Source organism: Kineosporia sp. R_H_3, assembly GCF_002198675.1.
GTDB lineage: Bacteria > Actinomycetota > Actinomycetes > Actinomycetales > Kineosporiaceae > R-H-3.
In genome coordinates this window covers 1-4,536 of sequence record NZ_MWLL01000047.1, presented here as the reverse complement: position 1 = coordinate 4,536, position 4,536 = coordinate 1, and the positions used below count along the sequence as shown (strand labels likewise).

General features: G+C 75.7%; 3 protein-coding genes, 1 tRNA gene and 1 pseudogene. 3 read left to right on the top strand and 2 right to left on the bottom strand.

All coding sequences use genetic code 11. The annotated features are described in order from the left end of the window. Positions 1-55: 55 nt before the first annotated feature. On the top strand, positions 56-394 hold the full coding sequence (locus ECOMGDLI_RS03035; protein WP_088313490.1) for a P-II family nitrogen regulator: 339 nt from the start codon (positions 56-58) through the stop codon (positions 392-394). On the opposite strand, the gene ECOMGDLI_RS03030 is transcribed toward ECOMGDLI_RS03035, so the two are convergent. Then, positions 391-1,392: a sensor domain-containing diguanylate cyclase gene (locus tag ECOMGDLI_RS03030; protein ID WP_088313487.1), complete on the bottom strand. Its 1,002-nt coding sequence runs from the start codon at positions 1,390-1,392 to the stop codon at positions 391-393. The genes ECOMGDLI_RS03035 and ECOMGDLI_RS03030 overlap by 4 nt on opposite strands. A gap of 214 nt (positions 1,393-1,606) precedes the next feature. On the opposite strand from ECOMGDLI_RS03030, the gene ECOMGDLI_RS03025 reads away from it, so the two are divergent. Together ECOMGDLI_RS03025 and ECOMGDLI_RS03020 are read left to right on the top strand one after the other, a co-directional pair. Beyond that, positions 1,607-1,682, top strand: a tRNA-Thr gene (locus ECOMGDLI_RS03025). Positions 1,683-1,842: 160 nt separating this feature from the next. Further along, the gene (locus tag ECOMGDLI_RS03020) at positions 1,843-3,759 is read left to right on the top strand and encodes a bifunctional diguanylate cyclase/phosphodiesterase (RefSeq protein ID WP_088313484.1); all 1,917 of its coding nucleotides are present in this window, start codon (positions 1,843-1,845) and stop codon (positions 3,757-3,759) included. A gap of 54 nt (positions 3,760-3,813) precedes the next feature. Here the strand turns inward: ECOMGDLI_RS03020 and ECOMGDLI_RS34375 are convergent. Next, a pseudogene (locus ECOMGDLI_RS34375) lies at positions 3,814-4,536 on the bottom strand (hypothetical protein); the annotation flags it as partial.

The window sequence follows — 4,536 nt, the reverse complement described above, 5'->3', positions numbered from 1 at the left end:
CGGTGGGCCGCCCCGGGCCCCCCGCGCCGTCCGACCCGTGCCCTAGGTTCTGACCATGAAGCTGATCACCGCGATCATCAAGCCGCACGCCCTCGGGGACGTCAAGGACGCGCTGCAGGCCGCGGGCGTCGCCGGCATGACCGTGAGCGAGGCCCAGGGCCACGGCCGCCAGCGCGGCCACACCGAGGTGTACCGGGGCGCCGAGTACCAGGTCGACTTCGTGCCGAAGACGCGCGTCGAGATCGTCGTGGACGACGCGGACGCCGCGCGCATCGTCGACGTCGTCGTGGCCGCCGCGCGCACCGGCCGGATCGGGGACGGCAAGGTCTGGACGGTCCCCGTCGACTCGGTGACGCGGGTGCGCACCGGCGAGACCGGGCACGACGCCCTCTAGCCCTCCGGCAGCCCGGCAGCAGGTCCATCAGCCGGTCCGTCAGCCGGTCCGGCTGCCGGTCCGTCCGGCCGGACGGCGGCCGCGGCCGCGCGCCGCTCCTTGCGGGCGCTCTTGGCCCGGTACATCCGCTCGTCCGCCTCGGCGAGGACGGCGGCGGCGTCGTCCCCCGGGTCCGCGACCCGCGACCCGATGCTCACCCCGACCCGGACGAGCCCGACGTCGAGCCGCAGCGGGCGGGCCACCGCGCGTTCGATCCGCGGGACGACGGCCCGCAGCTCGAGGTCGCCGCAGCCGGGCAGGACGACGACGAACTCGTCCCCGCCGAGCCGGGCGACGACGTCGCCGCGCGCCGTCCGGACGTTCGCGGCGAGCCGCTGCGCGATCTCCACGAGCACCTGGTCGCCCGTCGAGTGGCCGTACGTGTCGTTGACCGCCTTGAACCCGTCGAGGTCGCAGAAGAGGATGCCGCAGCCGGTGCCGCGCTCCGGCTCGAGGTGCGCGGCGAGCGCCGACTCCAGCGCGGTCCGGTTCGCGAGCCCGGTGAGGTGGTCGGTCTGCGCCCGTTCCCGCCAGCTCGCCTCGGCGAGCCGCTCCCGGGTCACGTCGACGCCCGTCGCGATGACGTAGACCGGCGTCCGGCCGCTCGGCGCCCCGGTGAAGGTCCACGCGACGCGGCGGCGGTGGCCGAGCTCGTCGACCCACAGCGACTCGGGCGGCTCGACGGGCCGGCCGGCGGCGGTCCGCTGCGCGAGGTCGATGACCTGGCCGACCCCCTCGACGGGCAGCAGCTCGGCGACGTCCGCGCCGACGACGTCACCGACCGTGCGGCCGGTGAGGCGCAGGAACGCGGAGTTGACGCGGAGGAAGTGCCCGCAGCGGTCGATGAGGGCCAGCGGCGCGGCGCAGGCGTCCACGAGCAGCACGGACAGCGTCGCGTCGGGCACGCCCATCGCGAGGTGCGGGCAGGCGGAGGCGCGCACGGCGTCGACCGTCGTCATGGCCGCACCGCCCTCCGTCCGGCGGGCGGCCCGGCGCCACCCTCCATGAGATCGTTATCGGCCGCGGGGCGGCGGAGTGAAGCGCCGTGACCCGGGTGGATCAACGCCGGTTGAACCGACGACGGCGGTCGCACGCGCACAGAACCCGGCTGACCCGCCCGGCCGCGCCGCGTAGGCTTACCCGCGCACCGCGCGGCACGCCGCGCGAGGGCACGCCTCCGTAGCTCAGTGGCCAGAGCAACCGCCTTGTAAGCGGTAGGTCGTCGGTTCGACCCCGACCGGGGGCTCCACCTGCACCGCGCACCGGCCCCACCGTGCACGGACCTACGCCGCGTGCAGGACCGGTGCGACAAGTCGTCCGACGAATCCTCCGTTCGTCCGACGCGCGCCTCCCCGACCGCCGAGGGTGACTGTTCGTACACTCAGCGTCACTACAGGGAGGGGTGACCAATGCCGTCGAGCACGCCGGAGCAGGACCAGCGGGAGACGGGGTCGCCCCGGGCGGTCGACGTCGACCCGCTCATGCGTACGGTCCTGGACGCCGTGACGGTCGGCGTCGTCGTGCAGGACGGCCGCGGCACGACGGTCGCCATGAACCCCCGCGCGGACGACCTCCTGCGCGCCGACGCCGGGTCGGTCGACGTCAACGTCACGTCGGTGCCCGTCCGGCTGCCCGCCGGCGACGCGTTCCTCGTGAGCACCGTCGTCGACGTCTCGGACTCCGCGGCCCTCGGGCGGGCCCGCAACCGGTTCGCCGCCGCGATGGACTCCTCCCCGATCGCCGTGGCGCTGCTCGACCGGTCGGGACGGATCAAGGAGGGCAACCGGGTCCTCGGCCGGATGCTCGGGCGCACCCCCGCCGAGCTCGCCGGGACGACGTTCGCCGAGCTCTCGCACCCGGACGACGTGGACGCCGACGCGACGCTCCTCGCGCGGACCCTCGCCGGCGAGCGGCCGACCTACTCCCTGGAGAAGCGCTTCGTCCGCCGCAGCGGCGAGAGCGTCTGGGGACGCCTCACGGTCACCGCGGTCGAGGACGGCGACGGCACGCTCGTCGAGCTCGTCGCCCAGGTCGTCGACGTGACGGAGATCCGGCTCGCCGAGGAGATGCTCGCCCACCAGGCGCTGCACGACCCGCTGACGAAGCTGCCGAACCGCACGCTGGGGCTGGACCGGATCCAGCAGGCGCTCGACCGCACCCGGCGCAGCCGCCGCCGGGTCGCCGTCCTCGCCTGCGACCTCGACCGGTTCGACGTCGTCAACGACAGCATCGGCCCCGAGCACGGCGACGAGATCCTCGTGGAGATCGCGAACCGGATCCAGACCGTGCTGCGCGCCACCGACACCGCGGCCCGGATGGCCGGCGACGAGTTCGTCGTCGTCTGCGAGGACGTCCTCGACGAGCGCGAGGCGGTGCTCGTCGCCGACCGCATCACGGCCGCCGTCCGGGAGCCGATCGACATCGCGTCCCGCAGCGTCGTCCTCTCGATGAGCATCGGGATCGCCCTGTCGTCCGGGCCGACCGGTGACGCGACCGCGCTCCTGCGCGACGCCGGCGCCGCCCTGCACCGCGCGAAGGAGAACGGCCGCGGCGGCTGGGACGTCGTCGACGACGACCTGCGCCGCCGCGCCGTCGACCGGCTCGACATCGAGCACGCGCTGCGGGCCGGGCTCGCGCACGGCGACCTGCGCCTGCACTACCAGCCGATCGTCGACCTGCGCACCGGCGCGATGGTCGGCCGGGAGGCCCTCGTCCGGTGGCAGCACCCCACCCGCGGGCTCCTCGGGCCGGCCTGGTTCCTGCCGGTCGCCGAGGAGACCGGGCTCATCGAGGACGTCGGTCGCTGGGTGCTGTCCCGGGCCGCCGCCGTCGCCGCGCAGACCCCGGAGCAGGGCTACGTCGCGGTGAACGTCTCGCCGTCGCAGGTCATGCGGGCCGGCCTGCTCGCGGACGTCGAGGCGACCCTGGACCTCACCGGCCTGGAGCCGCAGAACCTCGTCATCGAGCTCACCGAGTCGGTCATGCTCGGCGCCGCCCCGGCCGGCCGCAAGGAGCTGCACCGGCTCGACGACCTCGGCGTCCGGCTCGTCGTCGACGACTTCGGCACCGGCTTCTCGGCGCTGTCCTACCTGCGCGACCTGCCGGTCTCGGGCATCAAGGTCGACCGGTCCTTCACCGCCGGCCTCGGCCACGACCCGCAGTGCGAGCGGATCGTCGAGGCCCTCACGGGCCTCGCGCACGGGCTCGGCGTGGACCTCGTCGCCGAGGGCGTCGAGACCGAGGCGCAGCGGGCGCTGCTCGCCGAGGTCGGCTGCCAGCACGCGCAGGGCTACCTCTTCGGCCGGCCGACGCCGCACCCGGCCTGACCAGCCCCGCGTCGGCGCAGCAGATCAGCCCTGCGCGACGCTCCTTATGGTTCATCAGCCGAGCAGCGGCGGGTCCTGGAAGGGCGCGAAGTCCGGGGACGCGCCGTTCGCGAGCGTGATGAGCGCCGCGGCGACGACGAACGCGAGGAACACGAGCAGGCCGAGGTGCAGCCCGCGCCGGCGGACGGCGAGGCGACCGAGCCAGGTCGTCCCGCGGCGCATCGACCCGCCGCCCGGCCCCCACCACGCCGTGACCGCGGCCGCGGCCCCGGCGAGGCCGAGCGCGACCGGCTCGGTCGGCGTCCCGAGGCTCGTCCCGCCGGTGAGGGCGGAGCCGGCGAGGAACGCGACGCTCGCCCCGACGGCGAGCGGCACGAGCATCGACAGCAGGGACATGACGCCCGCGACGAGCATCCGCCAGGGCACGAGGGCGACCGTGAGCGGGACGTCGCTCGAACGGGGCCCGTAGGAGTAGCGCCGGCGCCACACCGCGAGCGCGCTGCGGTCGGCCGTGCGGGCCACGACCATCCACAGCCACAGCAGGACGATCGCGCCGCCGGGCGCCACGGTCGCCGTCGCGGCAAGCGCCACGAGGGCGGCGAGCAGCAGCGCGGTGGGCCGCTCCGGCATCGGGAGGCCGCCGGGGCCGGGGCCGGCCGCCGGGTCGGCGGTGCCGGTCGGCGGGGTCCCCGACGACGGCAGGGCCGGCGGCACGGCAGGACGCGCGGCGGGCTGCGCGAGCGGTGGTGCGGCGGGCGGCCGGACGGCGACCCCGTT